The following is a 16,084-nucleotide window of genomic DNA, read 5'->3' as shown; positions in this document are numbered from 1 at the left end:
GTTTTATTTAGCACAATTGATATTCGGGCATACTGGTTACTGCAATTGCCGTATTTTTTAGTTTGACATTAGTTGAAATTACATCGCTGATTTTTTTTCCCACTGCAGGTTCCAGCAGAAATGATGCAAGCTCTGTTTGTTTCATATCTTTTGGGAAACAAGCTAAAAACTTAGACCAGTCTGCCTGCGCATTAATATAAGACTTGACAGGTCTGGCTTTTTGCTTTTTATTCAGGGCGATGACTGCTTCATCTTCGGGGTCAGCTTTTCCATCAAAATCCAGGATACCATCATTTAAAACCAAAGAAGGTATTTTTAACCGCAGCATTAAGGATGAACTGTCAATCCAGCTTTTTCCTCCTGGCCAGCCTGCAACATTTGGGGGGTTAAAGAGGTATTGACCCAGGCTGGTTTGTAATTGTATTAGGATCTGTGGTTTATTATAGGTGACATAAAATTCTCTGCTCAGATTAACTAAAAATTCTACCGGAGATTTGATTTTATTGCCTGTGTTTTCTTTGCCATAGAACCATTCAGAACTAAATAACCTGTTCATCAGCGCTGAGATATCATATTTCTGTTCATAGAAATGTGTGGCCAGTTCCTTTACGTGTGCTTCATCAGGGTTATCATTGACAAAAAAGATGTAAAGCTTACGGCAAATAAAAGTAGCTGTTTCGGGTTTGGCCAGTATCATATCAATAATTGCTTCCCCATCAAATGCACCTGTCTGACCAAAAAAGGTTTTTACTTTCTCATCATGTGCTTTTGTATTGAATTCAAAATCACCATTTTTATTATAAGCCCATCCGGTAAATGAACGGGCGGCTTCTTTAATATCATTTTCAGTATAATTACCTCTGCCAAGCGTAAATAATTCCATTAATTCTCTGGAGAAATTCTCATTGGGATGGCCTTTTCTGTTTTGTTGATTGTTGAGGTAGTCCAGCATTGCCGGCGACTTGGAAACTTCTGACAATAAAGTCTTGAAATTTCCTAAAGCATTGTTCCTTTGGATGTTGTTTAGCTGCTGCGCATGAAATGGATTATTGGAACGGCAGGCAAAATGTCCATGCCAAAACAGGGTCATCTTTTCCAGTAAAGGATTATCTGTGGCAATCATCCTTTGTATCCAGCTCAGGTTAAGATCGCGGCTTTTCTCATTGCGGGCTTTGGTGATGTCTTCCCTTTGTTGTTTTTCTTCGGGACTTAATTCTTTTTTGCCATTCAAACCAGACAGCAGGAGCTGCTGCTCTTTAAATTCTTCGGGAGTAATCACCATCAGCTCCGTTCCCTTTGCAGAAGAGTTAAACAGGCCATTAATAGCTTTGCTTATTTTTCTCTTGCTTAATTGGAGTAAATCGGGATAGGCTATTCCAAATCCGGCTCTGTTGTAGAGGTGCTTGATGTTGACGAAATTATCTTTTCTATCCATGGTATCAGGCTATTTTCATTGGTATGACAGATATAACAAGTACTATGACAGATATAAAACGTTTAGGTTTAAAATTTTATATTTTTGTCCCTATGATATTTCAGTTGCCCGAAGGAGAATTGGTTTTCCCTAATCCTGCATTAGCAGAAGAAGATGGGTTACTGGCTATTGGTGGAGATTTAAGTAAGGACAGGCTGGTACTCGCCTATGAAAATGGAATCTTTCCGTGGTTTAGTGAAGGAGACCCAATCTGCTGGTTTGCTCCTCCTGAACGTTGTGTGATCTTTCCTGAAAAGGTTAAAGTGAGCAAAAGTATGCGTAAGATAATTGCAGACCAGGTATTTACGATCACAATGGATCAGGCCTTTGCAGATGTTATTGTTTGTTGTGCAAAATCACCGAGAAAGGATCAGGACGGCACATGGATTACCACTGCGATGCAAAATGCCTATATTAATCTGCATAAATACGGCTGGGCCCATAGTATAGAAGTATGGTATGAGGGTGAGCTGGCGGGTGGTTTATATGGTTTGGTAATTAATGGTGTATTTGTTGGTGAAAGTATGTTCAGTTTAAAGAGCAATGCTTCGAAAACAGCATTGATCTGGCTTTGTCAGCAAAATAAATACCGCTTGATTGATTGCCAGGTTCCAAATGATCATTTAATGAGTTTGGGAGCAGAAATGATTCCAAGAGAAGATTATACTGCGATTTTACAATTTCCACAAGTTTAATACTCTCCTGATGTGTGTTTTAAGACCTATTTCAGGATTTCCCGGATATCTTCCTTGCTCAATGATTTAAAAAAGCTTTCTTCGGTAGTGATCAATGAACTGGCAAGACGCTTTTTACGGTTCTGTAAAGCAAGTATTTTCTCTTCGACTGTGTCTTTAGCGATAAACTTATAGATAAAGACTTTCTTTTCCTGTCCGATCCGGTGTGACCTGTCTATAGCCTGCTGTTCAACTGCAGGGTTCCACCAGGGATCTAATATAAAGACGTAATCTGCCTGTGTAAGATTTAAACCTACCCCACCTGCTTTTATTGAGATCAGGAAGACTTTAAGATCTTTGTTATCCTGGAATTCGGCAACAATTTCACCACGGTTTTTTGTAGAACCGTCAAGATAGGCAAATGGAATCAGTTCTTTTTCAAAGTGATTTTTGAAGATAGTCAGGTGCTTAACGAACTGTGAAAATATAAGTACTTTATGACCACCTTTAAGCACGTTGTCAAGGGTATGGACTACGTTTTCAAATTTACCTGAATCAGAGGTATACTGGTCGTCAATCATGCCTGGATGGTTTGCTAACTGACGTAATGCAGTTAAGCCCTGGAGCAGTTGAACCTGTTTTTTTGCATAAGTTCCGTCATCCATACTGCTCAGTAAGTCATTTCTGTAGGCAGATTTTGTCTTTTCATAATAAGATGCCTGGTCCTCGCTCATGTCACAGTAAATGATCTGCTCGGTTTTTGCCGGCAGTTCTTCTGCAACCTGTTCTTTGGTTCGTCTTAAGACAAAAGGTTTAATAATTGCCTGGAGTTTTTTTGCCTTATCCTCATCTTTCCTTTTTTCAATAGCCTGTACATATTCTTCATTGAAAAAAGCCTGTGTACCCAGTAATCCCGGATTAAGGAAGGTTAGTTGTGTCCAAAGATCACCCACAGAATTTTCTACAGGTGTACCACTCAGAATTAACCGGTGTCTTGATTTTAACTGCTTTACAGCTTTAAAAGACTTTGAAGAAGGATTTTTAATATTCTGACTTTCATCCAGAATAATATAATTGAAATAAAAATTCTGTATTTCGTTGACATCTACCCTGGTAATTCCATAGGTAGTAATTACAATATCGTATTTAATAAAATGACTGACATCTTTATTTCTGGCACTGCCGGTATGTGCAAGAATTTTCAGCTTAGGGGTAAATTTCTTTGCTTCTGCCAGCCAGTTATATATCAGTGAAGTTGGCATAATGATTAATGAAGTGCTGTGTGTATTGTTCAGCTCATCTTCTTCTTTCAGTTTTTGAAGCATAGCCAGGGTTTGGATGGTTTTACCTAAACCCATATCATCCGCTAAACAGCCACCAAAGTTGTACTCCCTTAAAAAGCTGAACCAGTTATAGCCTGCTTTTTGATAACTCCTGAGTTCGCCTTTAAAGTGAACCGGCATTTGCACATCTTCGATATTCTCAAAATCATTTAGTTTCTGAAGTTTGCGCTGAAGGGTCACATTTGCAATTCCATCACCAGCAAGATCATTGATCAAACCTATATGGTGTTTTTTCAGCTTCAGCATTTTTCCTCCGTCAGAAAGACTGAATAAACTTCCGTATTGCGAAAACCATTTTTCGGGAATGATCGCTATCGTGCCATCGGGAAGTGGAAATTCTCTTCTTTTATGCAGAATATGCTGCTTTAAAGCAATAAAAGGAACGGGATGTATACCGAAATATACAATCGCGTTAATATCAAACCAGTCATTGTCTTCTTTGATCTCAAAATCAATTTTGCTCGAAGCAAATAAGAACTTCTTTTGACCGGTTGATTGCTCAATGCTGTAGCCTTTAGCTTCTAACAGTTCAATATGTTCGTTAACCCAGTTCAGAACACCATAAGACTTATCTTCTGTTGCAGCAGCAGAACCCAGTTCGAGGTTATAAAAGATTGCACTCGTTTTTTTAAGTCCCAGCTTAATTAATTCTGCGTATTTAAACTTTTCCCATGAAGTATCTCTTTTGACACGGGTAAAGACATAATTATTATCTTGTTTTTCTACATGAACAGTTACTTTCTTTTCATTCCCCAGGGCAAAAACATGTTCACCGTATTTGAAGTACAATTGGAGTTGTGAAATCCCGCCTTCAATATAAATTACTTTAAGAATTGCAGTTGGTTCGTGTTTCTCTGTCTGAATCTCAAATCCTTCTGCATAAACATGATACTTCTCTATCAGGGGTGCAACAAACTTCTCAAAATAAGTTTCTTCTTTAGCTGTAGGAATCGTGATATATCGTTTATTCAGAAAAGGAAAGAGCTTTTTTCCTTCAATATCCTGTTCAAAGAAATAAAGAACATCATTCAGTAATAGCCATGCCGGCTGGTTGCTGACAATCTGAGCTTCTTTAAACATAAAGTCAATTCGAAGAGACTGATATTTGATTGTTGGGAAATATCTGGTTTCTACCTCGTTTCTTCTGAAATGAAATAAGATGGTAGCAGGTTCGGTAGCGAGTTCTATTTTACGCTCTGCCGGCCACCCGTCTTTATCCATAAGGTATAACTCATCTTTAATTTTAAGGATTTCAAGTACCTCGGCAAGCTTTTTCTCAATTTTTGGACGTACACTATCGTAAAATTTGTCGTCATAAAATTTGCTGAAAAACTCAAAAGGCCTGATCGCTTTTTTATGATATTTCTTAATCACATGATCCTGTTCAGTTTCATCCAGCATTTTAATGATCTTAAGATCTGACTCTGTAAGATGCCTGGTAAATTCTTTGGCTGTATGGCTAAATAACCGCTGATAGGTTAAAGAGAAATCGCCTTGTGGATTAAGCTGGACAATATGTGGTTCAATTAAATAGCCTAAATACTCATGTTTGCACAGTGAATATACGATTTTGCAGGGTTTAGAGCTATCTACGCGTAACATGAGGTAAATGATTAAAAAAAAGGAGTCTTTAGGTATGGAAAATCCTTAAACATACATCAAATTTGAGTTGTGGTCAAATAGAATTGAATTTTTCGTGCGATTATTCTCTATTATCTGACTGATAATTGTGCGAAAGAAGGTAAGTGTAGCAAAAATCAGGTCAGAGTTTGTCGGAAAATTAAGGGCGTTCGTCGGGTTATACAGGTCCGTGGTATAAAAGGCAAGAAAATTTGCAACGTAGGGTAGGAGTTTGCGTCTTAATTACAAACTATTAAGAAACAGACTTTTATAAAAAACTTAAAAATAAAGACATGAAAAATTCATTGAAAACATTAGTAACATCGGCAATGACTGCCATCATTTTGTCGGCCACAGTATTCAGTTCAATCGCTGCTGAAAAAGTAGTGCCTGTTGTAGCAGCATCTGCTAAAATGGATATTAAAAGAGTTATCGTACAAGGTAATACTAGAGTACATCTTGTACAGAGTAAAAATGAATGGGTTTCTGTTGAGGAAAGCGAGATGGATAAAATATCGGTTAAGCAAATGGGAAATACACTGACTGTGAGCTCATCTGAAGAAAGTCCGGTAACAGTAACTGTTTATGTTAAAGATTTATACCGGATCTCTGCTTTGGATAATTCAGAGGTAAGTACTATTGGAACATTTAATTTAGCTTATCTGCAAGTGATTTTAAGAGATAATGCTGTTGCTCATATTAAAGCTAATACAGAGAGCATGTATACTGATATGGATGGATTGGGTAGTCTGGAACTGGCGGGTACAACCGAAAGCCACACAATTAAGAATTCAGGACTGGGCAGTTTGAAAACAGAAAAATTAGCTGCTTTAAGAACAGATAACCTGCCGGTAGAATCAAGACTTGCAATGAATGTAATGAAAGCAAAGGTTAAAAAAGCAAATACAGGAGATGTGAAAAAATAAATAGATTGCTACAAGGTAATTGTTTAATAAAAAAGCCGGTATTTGATTACTGGCTTTTTTTATGGACTGGTTTCTTGACTTGAATTTTACGCAGATTAAAATTAAGTTGCGTTTATTTGTAGTAATTCAGGAAAAACTCCCAACAGCAATAGAAAAATGCTGACCCAGGCTAGCCAGCTTATTTACTGCTAAATTTAATATTATCAGCTAATTACAATGTAAGTTGTTTGAATGTTGATAATTATTTCGGTTACAAGCTATATAATACTGTAAACTTATACTGTATTTTAGAAAAAAAGGGAGCTGTTCTTTAATTATTCAATACAATGGAAGAGGAATTTTACTTTGATTTTAGTGATGATGCACAGCGTTCGGTAGAGCGCTATGAAGAGATGATAAGGAACCAGGATCAGTATTTTTTTGATGCCCAGGCCTTTGAGAATATCATTGACTACTATATAGAAAAAAGTGACCCTATAAAGGCACTACAGGTGATAGAATATGCGTTGAATCAGCATCCTTATGCTGCTGTGTTTTTAATTAAACAGGCGCAATTGTTTTTTATCACTGATCAGATTGATAAAGCATTTTTCTCTTTGCAGAAAGCGGAAATGCTCGAAGCTTCTGAGTCAGAAATCTATGTCCTTCGCGGAAATATATACAATAGCCTGGAGCGTTATACAGAGGCACTGGATAATTTTCAGATTGCATTGACTTTTGCCGAAACGACAGATGAAATTCTGCTTCAGATAGCTTATGTTTATCAGAATATGCTGGATTACGAAAGTGCAATCAAGTACATCAAGCAGAGCCTGGAACAGAATATGGAAAACAAAGACGGTTTATATGAACTGGCCTTTTGTTATGATATTTTAGACAAACAGGAAGAGAGTATCCAGTTTTACATGGAATATATCGATAACGATCCCTATTCTTATGCTGCATGGTACAACCTGGCAAATTCTTATCATAAGCTTGATTTGTTTGAAAAGGCGATAGATGCCTATGACTATGCAATTCTTATAAAAGATAATTTTGCTTCGGCTTATTATAACAAAGGCAATGCCCTTGTACAGCTTGACCGCTATGCAGAGGCAATTGAAGTTTATAAACAAACCTGGGAGTACGAAAAGCCAAATGCTGATACTTATTGTGCAATAGGTGAATGTTATGAGAAGCTGGAGCGCATGGACGAAGCGCGTGCCTATTATAAGAAATCTGTGAAAATGGATAATAAGCTGGCAGATGCCTGGTTTGGAATCGGTGTTACACTTAATTTCGAAGAGCGTTACTTTGAATCTCTTCATTTTTATAAAAAAGCGATAGAGCTGGATGATGAAAACCCTGATTTCTGGTTCGCAATGGCGGATGCCTATTATAAACTCGGACAAATAGAACAGTCTGTAGAGGCATATCATAAAGTGCTGGAATATAATCCGCTTGATATAGAGGCATGGCTGGATTTTTCTACCGTTTTATATGAGCAGGGGAGATTACTGGAAGCTTCGGAAACTATTTCGGACGGGATAAAAAATAATCCGGATGCTGCTGAGCTTTATTACAGGCAGGTGGCTTATTTATTTGCTCTTGGACAGCATAAAGAAGCGCTGGTTTACCTGGAAACAGCTTTAGTAACAGACCCGGAAAAACATTATATCCTGTTTGAGTATCTGCCGCAATTACAAGATAACAATGCGATTGTTGAGGTTATTAACAGATATATCAAATAACCATTTAACCGTTGCAAAATAATACATGGGACAATTTTGCGTTATGCAATTGACGACCTCTAAAAAGCTTATGTCAGCGAATGGCATAAGCTTTTTGTGTTAAATAATATACTGATGAAACCATCCTGATCTTACAGCCTGGCTCACGAAGTCAATACAAGATCATGATAGCTTCATCTCCATTAAAAAACAAATATATACTGATGAAACCTGCATATTTCATGCAAGCTTCATAACCGATAAAAAACAAATATATACTGATGAAAATAGCCTTATTTTTTTCACCTTTACAGCAGATATGAATTACCCATTGAATAATATCCCGGAACGTCCAGTAAAACCACGCCAGAGCGGCATAACTATGGTGATGGACAAGGGCCTCAGTTTGAGACAGACAGAAGATTTTATTGATGTTGCTGGTATCCATTCCGACATCGTAAAATTAGGTTGGGCAACATCTTTTGTTACCCCTAAATTAAAAGAGAAATTAGATATATATCGTAGTGCAGGTATCCCGACTTATTTTGGCGGTACTTTGTTTGAAGCGTTTATTATCCGTAATCAATTTGAAGATTATATTCGTGTTCTGGAACAATATGGTATGGAATACGCAGAAGTTTCTGATGGTTCCATTGATATTGAACATGACCTTAAATGTGAATACATCCATAAATTAGCTAAACATGTTACTGTGATCTCGGAAGTAGGATCTAAAGATGCTACCAAAATATTTGCTCCATATAAATGGATCAAATTGATGAACGCTGAGATTGAAGCCGGATCGTGGAAAGTAATTGCTGAAGCCAGAGAAGGTGGAAATGTAGGTATATACAGAGGATCGGGCGAAGTGCGTGAAGGATTAGTAGATGAGATTTTAACACAAATTCCAGCTGAAACAATTATCTGGGAAGCTCCGCAAAAAGAGCAGCAGGTTTGGTTTATTAAACTGATTGGAAGTAATGTGAATCTTGGTAATATTGCTCCTGCCGAAGTTATTCCTTTGGAAACAATTCGTTTAGGACTAAGAGGCGATACATTTGATTACTTTCTTAATTTAAATAAGTAACCGGTTACGGTCTGCTGCTGATATATATGAGAACATTCGGACTAATTGGTTATCCGCTCGCACATTCTTTCTCCAAAAAATTCTTTACGGAGAAATTTGAGAAGGAAGGAATTGCAGCGCATAAGTATGAGCTGTTTCCAATTGAAAATATAGCTGCTGTGGTCTCTTTGATTGCAGCAGATAATTCACTCGGCGGGCTGAATGTAACTATTCCTCATAAAGTTGGTGTAATACCCTATCTGAATGAAATGGAGCCCGCTGCCGAAAAAATAGGTGCTGTAAACTGTATTTCTATTCAACAGAAGGACGGGGAAACCTGGCTTAAAGGGTATAATACTGATGCATTTGGTTTTCAGGAATCATTAAAACCTTATTTGAAAGAGTACCATACCCATGCGCTCATACTTGGTGATGGCGGTGCTGCTAAAGCAGTGAAATATGTATTGGATCAATTGAATATCACTTATCTTTCTGTTGTCAGAACATCAGTTCCGGATGCTATCCTATATACTGATCTGACAAAAGAACTGATGGAGAAATATCAGGTGGTTATTAATACGACTCCTTTGGGCACTTTCCCAAATATTGAAGCTGCTCCGGCTATTCCATATCAGTGGCTTACTTCAAAGCACCTGGCTTATGATCTGGTTTATAATCCTGAAGTAACTGAGTTTTTAAAACGTGCAAAAGCGCAGGGAGCTGCGATTAAAAACGGATATGAAATGTTGGAGCTTCAGGCAGAAAGATCATGGACTATCTGGAACTCTTAGGTTAAAATGACCATGAAACATTATTTGCTGTACAGTATCTTTCTTCTTTTATGCTGTAGTGCGGCTTGTACCAGTAATGAGAGTTATACGCCAAAACCAAGAGGTTATTTTCAGATTAAATTCCCCAAAAAGGAATATCTGACTTATAACGATGGTTGCCCGTTTTCTTTTGACTATCCAAAATATACAAAAATAGAGGCTGATCAGGAACGCGGGGCCGGTACATGCTGGAATAATCTTCATTTCCCCCAGTTTAATGCGCGTCTGCATCTCACTTATTATAATGTTTCTTCAAAAAAGGAATATGAGGGACTAGTTGAAGATGCACGTACATTAGCATTTAAACATACGGTTAAAGCAAATGCCATTGATCAGAGACTGATCAATTTTCCGGATAGAAAAGTTTATGGTATCTATTATGCCATTGAAGGAAATACAGCATCTTCTGTGCAATTTTTTCTGACTGATAGTGCTAAACATTATTTTAGAGGGGCTTTATACTTTAACGAACGTCCGCAATATGACTCAGTGGCCCCGGTTGTGAGTTTTATAAAGAAAGATGTTGATCGAATGATCAATACTTTCAGATGGAAAAACTAATTATAAATTTTATGATTACTCTTAAGCAATTTACCTTTAACCCATACCAGGAAAACACTTATGTTTTATATGATGAAACAGGAGAATGTGTTATTATTGATCCGGGAATGTACGATGGTGCAGAACAGAATATACTGGCTGGCTGGATCAGGGAAGCAAAGCTAAAACCCGTATTACTGTTAAATACGCATTGTCACCTGGACCATGTTTTTGGCAATAAATTTGTTTTTGATACCTGGGGCTTAAAACCTCAGTTTCATAAAGGAGAATTGTATATTCTTCAGGCAGTTCCAGGATATGCACCGCAAATGGGCTTAAACTATGAGCTGTCACCAGAACCAGAAGTTTTTCTGGAAGAGACAGGTAAGGTAGTTTTTGGAAACAGTGAACTGGAGCTTATTTTTGCTCCCGGACATTCTCCTGCACATTTATGTTTTTACGCAAAGGCAGATGGGTTCATTGTGGGTGGGGATGTCTTATTTTATTCTTCGATTGGCCGGACTGACCTGCCAGGAGGGAATCATCAGCAGCTTCTTGATAATATCAGAGAAAAGCTTTTCATTTTACCAGAAAATGTAGAAGTTTACCCTGGTCATGGCCAGTCAACTACTATCGGTTATGAAAAACAGTATAATCCTTTTTTAAAATAAGTACCTGTATATTTGACCAAACGACCAGCATTTGAACACAGCCCTTTATATTGCCCGCAGGTATCTTTTTGCTAAAAAGTCTACCAATGCTATAAATATCATTTCTACCATATCGGTACTGGGGGTTTTTGTAGGGAGTGCGGCATTGATTATTATTTTATCGGTATTCAATGGGTTTGAAGAAGTGGTATTGAAAATGTTTAATACGATTACTCCGCATCTGGTTATCGCGCCTGCTCAGGGGAAGACTTTTGATCCCCGGTCGGTCTATTTTACAGAGCTTAAAACAGCGAAAGAAGTTTACTCCTATACAGAAGTGCTCTCCGAAAATGCATTACTGAGATATCGTGACAAGCAATCTGTAGGTTTGGTGAAGGGGGTTAGTACAGCTTACCTTAAAAATAAGAGTCTGGATAGCATTACCGTTCAGGGAAAATTTGTGCTGGAGACCGAAGCTGGTCCCAATGCTGTTATTGGCTCTGCTTTGCAAAATTATTTGATGGTGAATACCAATGATCCATTTACACAATTACAGGTTTTTTCTCCCAAAAAGGGATTGAAGACCAGCTCAGTTAATCCGGCAGATGACTTTATGGATCTTTACATCCCGGTGTCAGGTATTTTTGAGGTGCAGCAGGATTTTGATAACGTTGCGATAGTACCTTTAAGCTTTGCCCGAAAATTATTGCAGGAAGATATTAAGGTCTCTTCTATAGAGCTTAATCTGCAAAAAGGTGTAGACCCGGATGTTTTTAAAGCTAAGATTGAAGGGCAGTTGGGGGCCAACTATGTGGTTAAAGACAGGGTAGAGCAGAACAAGGCCCTATACAATATCTTAAGCACTGAAAAATGGGCGGTGTATATCATTCTGACTTTTATTCTGATTATTGCTATTTTTAATATCATAGGTTCATTGACGATGCTGGTTATTGATAAATTGAAAGATATTGCCATTTTAAGCAGTCTTGGAGCTGGTAAGGGCCTGATCAGAAAGATCTTCCTTTTTGAAGGCATGATGATTACGCTGGCAGGTTGTATTTTTGGTCTTTTTGTCGGGCTGATATTTTGTTTGGTTCAGCAGAAATTTGGATTAGTCAAAATGTCACAGGACAATCTGCTGATCAGTAATGCCTATCCTATAGGCCTTAAATGGAAAGATTTTTTATTAGTATTCATCACTGTGAGTATTTTCTCGTTTATGGCATCAGCTTTGTCATCTAATTTGAGCGTGAAGAACATTAATCACTTAAATCAAGATCTCTAACATGAATTTCTTAAAACGTACGTCTTTATTGTTATTTATACTTTCTGTTGTTTTTGTGGCCTGTAACCGTACCGGAACAGATAGTCAAAAGAGTAAAACAAAAATAATAAAAGGTCTTTATAGCTATGGGCCTGAAATAAAGTCGTTTACTGATTGTGAAGAGGGCAGGGAATATTGGGTTGCAGATAGTTCTAAAACATTGGAATTAGGCTATAGCAAATTCAATTTCGAGAAACCATATGAGCCTGTTTATATCGAGGCAGAATGTCATGTGATCAAATCTGATAGCCTGGTCGTGTCAGCAGACTTTGATTCTACTTTAGTAGTCACTAAACTGATTAAAATAACCAAAGAAATTCCTGACGGGCCTTGTAACCAGTAAAAGCTGCGCCGCTATATTAGTTGGTGACGTAGAGGTTCTGTGTGATTTCTGGAATAATCCCTTTTTCCTGTGCCATTTTAAAGAGGATATCTATTGCCTTTCTACCTTCGGTGCCTAGCTCAACGGAATATTTGTTGACGTATAAATCTATATGTTTATACATGACTTCTTCCTCCATTTCCTGAGCGTGACTGGAAATGAATTCAACACCTGATTTTGGGTTTTTGAATGCAAACTCTACTGATTTCCGGATCAGACGGTTTACTTTAAGTTGTATTTCGCGATCGAGGTTGCGGTTGATCACAATTCCGCCCAGTGGAATAGCACAACCAGTCAGTTCTTCCCAGTAGCTGCCAAGGTCTACAATTTTATGCAGCCCTTTACCCGTATAGGTGAACCGGTTTTCATGAATAATTAATCCAAGATCGATAGTGTCATTCAGTAAGGCATCCTGGATTTCTGAGAAAACCATTACCTGTTTATGAAGTAAATTGGGAAATGCAATACCCAATAAAAAGTTTGCAGTTGTTAATTCTCCCGGAATGGCTACAGATAATGGCGAATCTTTCTGATTTAGTTTCTCACTGCCAATTAAGTCTGGATTGTTGCAGATCAGTAATGGGCCAACACCAAATCCTAAAGCACTTCCCGAATCCAGCAATGCATATTTGTCTGCCACATGGGCAAAAGCATGAAAACTTAATTTGGTAATGTCCAGCTCAGCTCTCAACGCCTTTTGGTTTAGAGTCTCCACATCATCGAAGAATACCTCGAACTCCAGCCCTTCAGTATCAATTTTATGATGAATCAGTGCGTCAAAAATAAAAGTATCGTTTGGACAAGGAGAAAAGCCGAGTGAAAGTTTCATGTGGTAAATGTAAGCAGTTCCTGTATCTGCTTGGTTAATAGTTTGTCAAAAATTCAATTGCCCAATCATTGAGGTTTTTAATGGCTAATCCTATTTTCCAGCTGTCACGATCTCTTTCTTCCACATAATTAGAGATGCTGCGGACCTGAATACATGGGATGTCAAGCTGTTCACAGCTATAAAAGACGGCGGCGCCCTCCATACTTTCTGTAATAGGGTTCAGCCGGTTAACAATAGCGGCTATACTTGTCTTGTTACCATGTACTTTATTGACCGTTATCCCATTGACTTCTGGCAGATTGAGCGGAACAGATTTGTTTTTAGCCGCATATTTGCCTTTTCCGAATCCGAGGGTATCTATGGTTAAAAACTCCTCTTTATTCTCTGCACCTAATTCTGAAAATTCATCATTGACGACATTGACAAGACTGCCTAAGGGGATATTCCGGTCATAACATCCGGCGATGCCTAAATTAACAACCAGGCTATAGCCGGCAGATAAATGCTGCCCTAAAGCAAATGCTGTAGCGGTCATTCCTACGCCTGTAATCAACAGGTCAAAACGGGGGTGCTGAATAAAATTTCCTTCAGCAAGGTTAAAAGTATGGCAGCATTCAGCTAGCTCAGCTCTTGTGGCTGCAACAACCAGTATCTTCATTTAACGAAGTTACAAAATAATGGATCCACCCAGGGTGCTTGTTTTTAGATAGTCTTCGTATATTTGCAATCAATTACTGAAATATGATTTATATAACCCGCAAAGAATCTTTCAACGCCGCACATAAATTAGCCAGACCAGACTGGTCTGATGATCATAATCTTGAAGTTTTTGGCAAATGTGCCAATCCTAACTGGCATGGTCATAATTATCAGCTTTTTGTTACTGTAAAGGGAGAGATCAATCCTGAGACAGGATTTTTAGTTGACCTGAAATGGATGAAAGAAATTATCAATGAGCATATCATTGACAAACTTGACCATAGAAACCTTAATCTGGATGTAGATTTTATGGAAGGCAAACTTGCTTCAACAGAAAACCTGGTGATTGCAGTCTGGGATCAATTACTACCCCATATTCAAACAGGTGGTGCAATCTTGCATTGCGTTAAAATTTACGAAACCGAAAATAATTTTGTAGAGTACTTCGGTTAATCAAACGATATACATGGAAAATAATACACTAGATGCCTTTGATGAAGAGAACGAAGGGTATGTTAAAATAGATCGTTATAATACAGCGAAAACAGTTTCTATTTCCAGCCACTATACGGATATACTGACCCAGCTGGGAGAAGATCCACAGCGTGAGGGTTTGTTGAAAACACCTGAACGTGTAGCTAAAGCATTGCAGTTTCTGACACATGGTTACGATATCAAACCAGATGAAATCCTGCGTTCGGCAATGTTTAAAGAGGATTACAGCCAAATGGTTGTGGTAAAGGACATAGAAGTTTATTCTATGTGTGAACATCATATGCTGCCTTTTTTTGGTAAAGCCCATGTGGCTTACATTCCTAACGGACATATCGTTGGTTTGAGCAAAATCCCTCGTGTAGTTGATGCTTTTGCAAGAAGATTACAGGTACAGGAAAGATTGACAAACGAAATCAGAGATTGTATTCAGGAAACTTTAAACCCTGCAGGAGTAGCGGTGGTTATCGAATGTCAGCATTTATGTATGGCAATGAGAGGGATACAGAAACAAAATTCAGTAACGACAACTTCGGCTTTTACAGGAGAATTTGCAAAAGACAAAACGAGGGCAGAGTTTTTGAGGTTAATAACAGCACGGTTACATTAGAAAACAGCATAATATAAATGAAAGCATATTTATTTCCAGGGCAGGGCGCACAATTTTCAGGTATGGGTAAAGAACTGTACGAAACTGAGATGGCCAGAGAATTATTTGAAAAAGCAAATAATATTATTGGATTCCGTATCAGCGACATCATGTTCTCAGGTACTGAAGAAGAGTTGAAGCAGACTAAGGTTACCCAGCCAGCTATATTTCTTCACTCTGTTATACTTGCCAAATCTTTAGGAGATGATTTTAAGCCTGATATGGTTGCCGGACACTCTTTAGGGGAGTTTTCAGCATTGGTTGCTGCATCAGCAATCTCATTTGAAGATGGATTAAAACTAGTAATCGCACGGGCAAATGCAATGCAGAAAGCTTGCGAACTGCAGCCTTCTACGATGGCTGCGATCTTAGGATTGGCAGATGATGTAGTGGAAAATATCTGTGCAGAAATTGATGAAGTAGTTGTAGCAGCAAATTATAACTGCCCTGGTCAATTGGTTATTTCAGGCAGTATAGAAGGCGTTGATATCGCCTGTGCGAAACTGACTGAAGCAGGAGCAAAAAGAGCATTGAAGTTAAATGTTGGTGGTGCATTCCACTCTCCATTAATGGAACCTGCCAGAATTGAATTGAAGGAAGCGATTGAAAACACTACAATTTTGCCTCCTGTATGTCCAATTTACCAGAATGTTGATCCAAGACCGCAAACAGATCCTGAAAAAATAAAATTTAATTTAATTACACAACTTACGGGTGCTGTAAGATGGACGCAAACAGTAGAACGTATGCTTGCAGACGGCGCCGATGAATTTATAGAAGTAGGACCGGGCAAAGTATTGCAGGGGCTGGTTAAAAAAGTAAGCAGAGAAGCTCAGACCAGTTCTGCAGCAATTCCTGTTTAATCAGTGATCATCAA

The 16,084-nt window shown here is 38.2% G+C and carries 16 protein-coding genes; 12 read left to right on the top strand and 4 right to left on the bottom strand.

The annotated features are described in order from the left end of the window. Positions 1–7 precede the first annotated feature (7 nt). The gene (locus HDE68_RS13240) at positions 8–1,435 is read right to left on the bottom strand and encodes a DUF1800 family protein (RefSeq protein ID WP_183882650.1); all 1,428 of its coding nucleotides are present in this window, start codon (positions 1,433–1,435) and stop codon (positions 8–10) included. Between the two features lie 92 nt (positions 1,436–1,527). Between HDE68_RS13240 and aat the strand changes: the two genes are divergently transcribed. Beyond that, entirely contained in the window at positions 1,528–2,169 is a 642-nt protein-coding gene (gene aat / locus HDE68_RS13235; RefSeq protein WP_183882714.1) for a leucyl/phenylalanyl-tRNA--protein transferase, read from the top strand. 26 nt (positions 2,170–2,195) lie between these two features. On the opposite strand, the gene HDE68_RS13230 is transcribed toward aat, so the two are convergent. Next, positions 2,196–5,093 carry a DEAD/DEAH box helicase gene (locus tag HDE68_RS13230; protein WP_183882648.1) on the bottom strand — a complete coding sequence of 966 codons (2,898 nt, stop codon included), beginning with the start codon at positions 5,091–5,093 and terminating at the stop codon, positions 2,196–2,198. 311 nt (positions 5,094–5,404) lie between these two features. Here HDE68_RS13230 and HDE68_RS13225 point away from each other — a divergent pair, with 311 nt between their 5' ends. The 8 genes from HDE68_RS13225 to HDE68_RS13190 all read left to right on the top strand — a co-directional run bounded on the left by HDE68_RS13225 (position 5,405) and on the right by HDE68_RS13190 (position 12,499). Beyond that, complete coding sequence (locus HDE68_RS13225) at positions 5,405–6,037, top strand: GIN domain-containing protein (RefSeq protein WP_183882646.1); 633 nt, start codon at positions 5,405–5,407, stop codon at positions 6,035–6,037. 326 nt (positions 6,038–6,363) lie between these two features. Next, positions 6,364–7,767 carry a tetratricopeptide repeat protein gene (locus HDE68_RS13220; RefSeq protein WP_183882644.1) on the top strand — a complete coding sequence of 468 codons (1,404 nt, stop codon included), beginning with the start codon at positions 6,364–6,366 and terminating at the stop codon, positions 7,765–7,767. Positions 7,768–8,065: 298 nt separating this feature from the next. After that, positions 8,066–8,833, top strand: coding sequence for a phosphosulfolactate synthase (locus HDE68_RS13215; RefSeq protein WP_183882643.1), 768 nt, complete (start codon positions 8,066–8,068; stop codon positions 8,831–8,833). Between the two features lie 26 nt (positions 8,834–8,859). After that, on the top strand, positions 8,860–9,603 hold the full coding sequence (locus HDE68_RS13210; RefSeq protein WP_183882641.1) for a shikimate dehydrogenase family protein: 744 nt from the start codon (positions 8,860–8,862) through the stop codon (positions 9,601–9,603). Between the two features lie 12 nt (positions 9,604–9,615). Further along, complete coding sequence (locus HDE68_RS13205; RefSeq protein WP_183882639.1) at positions 9,616–10,203, top strand: gliding motility lipoprotein GldD; 588 nt, start codon at positions 9,616–9,618, stop codon at positions 10,201–10,203. An 11-nt stretch (positions 10,204–10,214) separates the two neighbouring features. Then, positions 10,215–10,853, top strand: coding sequence for an MBL fold metallo-hydrolase (locus HDE68_RS13200; protein WP_183882637.1), 639 nt, complete (start codon positions 10,215–10,217; stop codon positions 10,851–10,853). Between the two features lie 31 nt (positions 10,854–10,884). Continuing rightward, the gene (locus tag HDE68_RS13195; protein ID WP_183882635.1) at positions 10,885–12,117 is read left to right on the top strand and encodes an ABC transporter permease; all 1,233 of its coding nucleotides are present in this window, start codon (positions 10,885–10,887) and stop codon (positions 12,115–12,117) included. 1 nt (position 12,118) lies between these two features. Further along, a complete protein-coding gene (locus HDE68_RS13190; protein ID WP_183882633.1) occupies positions 12,119–12,499 on the top strand; it encodes a hypothetical protein in 381 nt (126 codons plus the stop codon). Positions 12,500–12,515: 16 nt separating this feature from the next. On the opposite strand, the gene HDE68_RS13185 is transcribed toward HDE68_RS13190, so the two are convergent. Together HDE68_RS13185 and mqnB are read right to left on the bottom strand one after the other, a co-directional pair. Continuing rightward, positions 12,516–13,367: a menaquinone biosynthesis family protein gene (locus HDE68_RS13185; RefSeq protein WP_183882631.1), complete on the bottom strand. Its 852-nt coding sequence runs from the start codon at positions 13,365–13,367 to the stop codon at positions 12,516–12,518. 34 nt (positions 13,368–13,401) lie between these two features. Then, positions 13,402–14,025 carry a futalosine hydrolase gene (gene mqnB / locus HDE68_RS13180; RefSeq protein ID WP_183882630.1) on the bottom strand — a complete coding sequence of 208 codons (624 nt, stop codon included), beginning with the start codon at positions 14,023–14,025 and terminating at the stop codon, positions 13,402–13,404. An 83-nt stretch (positions 14,026–14,108) separates the two neighbouring features. On the opposite strand from mqnB, the gene HDE68_RS13175 reads away from it, so the two are divergent. The 3 genes from HDE68_RS13175 to fabD are packed head-to-tail and all read left to right on the top strand — an operon-like array spanning position 14,109 to position 16,070. After that, positions 14,109–14,519 carry a 6-pyruvoyl trahydropterin synthase family protein gene (locus HDE68_RS13175; protein ID WP_183882628.1) on the top strand — a complete coding sequence of 137 codons (411 nt, stop codon included), beginning with the start codon at positions 14,109–14,111 and terminating at the stop codon, positions 14,517–14,519. Between the two features lie 13 nt (positions 14,520–14,532). After that, entirely contained in the window at positions 14,533–15,168 is a 636-nt protein-coding gene (gene folE / locus HDE68_RS13170) for a GTP cyclohydrolase I FolE (RefSeq protein ID WP_183882626.1), read from the top strand. Positions 15,169–15,185: 17 nt separating this feature from the next. Continuing rightward, positions 15,186–16,070 (top strand): ACP S-malonyltransferase, encoded by an 885-nt coding sequence (gene fabD / locus HDE68_RS13165; protein WP_183882624.1) that lies wholly within the window; start codon positions 15,186–15,188, stop codon positions 16,068–16,070. Positions 16,071–16,084 lie beyond the last annotated feature (14 nt).

Source organism: Pedobacter cryoconitis (assembly GCF_014200605.1).
Lineage (GTDB): Bacteria > Bacteroidota > Bacteroidia > Sphingobacteriales > Sphingobacteriaceae > Pedobacter > Pedobacter cryoconitis_B.
This window is presented reverse-complemented; position numbering and strand designations above follow the sequence as displayed.

Bases quoted from the DNA above. Each gene is read 5' to 3' on its own strand.
- HDE68_RS13240 (WP_183882650.1), bottom strand. From the start codon at position 1,435: ATGGATAGAAAAGATAATTTCGTCAACATCAAGCACCTCTACAACAGA.
- aat (WP_183882714.1), top strand. From the start codon at position 1,528: ATGATATTTCAGTTGCCCGAAGGAGAATTGGTTTTCCCTAATCCTGCA.
- HDE68_RS13230 (WP_183882648.1), bottom strand. From the start codon at position 5,093: ATGTTACGCGTAGATAGCTCTAAACCCTGCAAAATCGTATATTCACTG.
- HDE68_RS13225 (WP_183882646.1), top strand. From the start codon at position 5,405: ATGAAAAATTCATTGAAAACATTAGTAACATCGGCAATGACTGCCATC.
- HDE68_RS13220 (WP_183882644.1), top strand. From the start codon at position 6,364: ATGGAAGAGGAATTTTACTTTGATTTTAGTGATGATGCACAGCGTTCG.
- HDE68_RS13215 (WP_183882643.1), top strand. From the start codon at position 8,066: ATGAATTACCCATTGAATAATATCCCGGAACGTCCAGTAAAACCACGC.
- HDE68_RS13210 (WP_183882641.1), top strand. From the start codon at position 8,860: ATGAGAACATTCGGACTAATTGGTTATCCGCTCGCACATTCTTTCTCC.
- HDE68_RS13205 (WP_183882639.1), top strand. From the start codon at position 9,616: ATGAAACATTATTTGCTGTACAGTATCTTTCTTCTTTTATGCTGTAGT.
- HDE68_RS13200 (WP_183882637.1), top strand. From the start codon at position 10,215: ATGATTACTCTTAAGCAATTTACCTTTAACCCATACCAGGAAAACACT.
- HDE68_RS13190 (WP_183882633.1), top strand. From the start codon at position 12,119: ATGAATTTCTTAAAACGTACGTCTTTATTGTTATTTATACTTTCTGTT.
- HDE68_RS13185 (WP_183882631.1), bottom strand. From the start codon at position 13,367: ATGAAACTTTCACTCGGCTTTTCTCCTTGTCCAAACGATACTTTTATT.
- mqnB (WP_183882630.1), bottom strand. From the start codon at position 14,025: ATGAAGATACTGGTTGTTGCAGCCACAAGAGCTGAGCTAGCTGAATGC.
- HDE68_RS13175 (WP_183882628.1), top strand. From the start codon at position 14,109: ATGATTTATATAACCCGCAAAGAATCTTTCAACGCCGCACATAAATTA.
- folE (WP_183882626.1), top strand. From the start codon at position 14,533: ATGGAAAATAATACACTAGATGCCTTTGATGAAGAGAACGAAGGGTAT.
- fabD (WP_183882624.1), top strand. From the start codon at position 15,186: ATGAAAGCATATTTATTTCCAGGGCAGGGCGCACAATTTTCAGGTATG.